The organism is Pauljensenia sp. UMB3104, from assembly GCF_030217285.1.
Taxonomy (GTDB): domain Bacteria; phylum Actinomycetota; class Actinomycetes; order Actinomycetales; family Actinomycetaceae; genus Pauljensenia.
The window spans coordinates 1-316 of the sequence record NZ_JASONN010000163.1 but is presented as its reverse complement, the minus strand read 5'-3'; the positions used below and the strand labels follow the sequence as shown (position 1 = coordinate 316).

At 39.6% G+C, this 316-nt stretch carries 1 protein-coding gene; it reads left to right on the top strand.

Annotation, left to right across the window (positions count from 1 at the left end; all coding sequences use genetic code 11):
* Window positions 1–87: 87 nt before the first annotated feature.
* Window positions 88–316 (top strand): hypothetical protein (locus QP415_RS11195; RefSeq protein ID WP_285100111.1); only part of this gene is annotated, 229 nt, incomplete at its 3' end.

Sequence of the window (316 nt, the reverse complement as noted above, 5' to 3'; positions counted from 1 at the left end):
GAGAGCTGGCAGATGTCCTTGGGATTGAGATTGACGAGCTTCCTCTTGATTTTCCTTTCTTCGCTTTAACCGCAGAGGGGGTTTCTGATGAGTAAAACTGTGTCAGAATTAGCTCAAGAACTAGGATTAAGTAAACAGTATCTTAATCGAATTTTATCCCAAAATAATCTAGGTCGAAAAAAGGGAAATAAAAAAGTAGTTTCCGATATGCCTTTAACCGCAAGAGAGACAAGGGAAGAAAGGGATATCGGAAACCAAAAAACGGAAACTAAATCGGAAACCGAAATGGAAACTAGTTTCCGATATGTCCGTGAAC